This window comes from Psychrobacter sp. 1U2 (assembly GCF_051847575.1).
The window spans coordinates 1-1,924 of record NZ_JBPYDC010000095.1 but is presented as its reverse complement, the minus strand read 5'-3'; the positions used below and the strand labels follow the sequence as shown (position 1 = coordinate 1,924).

General features: G+C 40.4%; 2 protein-coding genes. One reads left to right on the top strand and one right to left on the bottom strand.

Translation table 11 applies throughout. The annotated features are described in order from the left end of the window. A partial coding sequence (locus ACS8FD_RS13435; protein ID WP_439276250.1) for an MFS transporter occupies positions 1 to 968 on the bottom strand: 968 nt, incomplete at its 3' end. A gap of 587 nt (positions 969 to 1,555) precedes the next feature. Between ACS8FD_RS13435 and ACS8FD_RS13430 the strand changes: the two genes are divergently transcribed. Then, on the top strand, positions 1,556 to 1,924 hold a 369-nt coding region (locus ACS8FD_RS13430; RefSeq protein WP_439276249.1), incomplete at its 3' end, for a LysR family transcriptional regulator.

Below are 1,924 nucleotides of genomic sequence, written 5' to 3'. Positions count from 1 at the left end.
CGACGAAAGAAATCAGCGATAGGCTCAACCCATGTTGTCTTGGCAACTTCTGCTTCTACAAGGTTCGCTTTTACCAACCCATAACCGATAGCCAAAGCTACTGTCAGACTCAATGCCATACGCACCAATTCATACAAAAACCCTAAAAGCGCACTTTCTGTCGCAGGTAATAATGATCCTAAATTTGCGAATATGAACACAAAACCTATGACTGATAACGCAAATACCAAGACTAGACGTGAATAGTCTGATGTTTTACGTTCAACGCGTACCTGATTGCTGACTGGCTCATGAATAATCAAAGTGGTCGCGACCCCAATTCCCATGACCCCTGCCATAACCCAGTAAGTATTGCGCCACGCTTCATAACTATAAAACGCTTCAGTTGAACCAAAATAATCCGCCAAATATAGCGCGCCTGCCCCAGCGACAATCATACCCAAACGGTAGCCTGCAGTATACATGGCAGACAATACCGACTGTAGACTTGGGGGAGCAAGCTCAATGCGATAAGCATCGATGACAATATCTTGAGTAGCGGAAGAAAAACCAAGTAAAACCGCCCCAACTGCCATATAAATAAGGCTACCTTCATTGGTTGGATTGATACTTGCCATCAGACAAATCGCCACAATAATCATCAATTGAGCAATCAATATCCAGCTACGACGACGGCCCAATAGTTTAGTCAATATAGGAAGTGGCACGGCATCGACCAATGGCGCCCAAATAAACTTGAACGAATACCCAAGCGCCGCCCAACTAAACATCGTTACTACACTGCGATCAATACCAGCCTCACGCAGCCACAGTGACAGGCTTGAAAAAATAAGCAAGATGGGAATACCAGCGACAAACCCTAAGAACAACATGATAATGGCGCGTCGATCGAGATAGGCTTTTGCCGCCTCTCCCCATGACTTTTTGGCAACTGGGGGGTTTGGAGGCACAGGTTGGACAGCAGACATAACTATTCACCAAAAATTAAAACAAAAAACACAACCACGTACAATTCTTATCAGTCGTTAGTATCAATTATTTGCATCAAAAATTGATAAAAGCTGATTAAATTTGTACAAAGAAAGCCATACTTATAGCAAAATTGAATTATGGTACTTCAGAACGTTTATATTGACTAGACATTCTATCGAAATTTCTGCATTAAAGTTTGATAACTTAGCTTAATGACCCTGAATACCTTATTGCAGTAAACTTATGTATTATCAGCTCACAGAATTATTAACACACATGTGTTGTCTACATAATATCGTTTACACAATCATTGCTCACGTATTTACTGCCTACAATCATCTTTATCACATTCAAGTGTTGTAATAAAAATAAGACGAAGGCTACTAAAAACTAAGAGTGATTATATTTGCCGTACTTTTCAGACTTAGCAGCTTTTGTATATTCCTAATTATCATAAACTGATAGCTATTTCTTATATACAAGAATAATAGATTTGATTTAACCTGGTTACCTACTGCATATCTGTACACTTTTATTTTTATATACAGACAGCGTTTGTGTATTTATACAATAGGATTAACTAATGGCAATCGACGTAGTGGTCAATCAGCGGCATCTACAAATCCAGCTCAAACAGCTAGAGACGGTATGGCATACGGTAATCAATGGTTACAACCTAAGTCAAGCAGCGACAGTATTACATACCAGTCAATCAAGCTTATCAAAGCATATAGCAGCGCTTGAAAACCAACTCAAAACCGAAGTGTTCGTCCGACAAGGCAAACGCCTAACGGGTCTTACGACTATGGGAACAGCGCTTATGCCTCATATTGAGTCTATCTTTGCTGAAATTCGTACGATTGAGAACCTCAGTCTCGATTTTAATAATCCCAATATTGGTACGTTGACGATCGCTACCACTCACACACAAGCGCGATATGTTTTGCCGCAC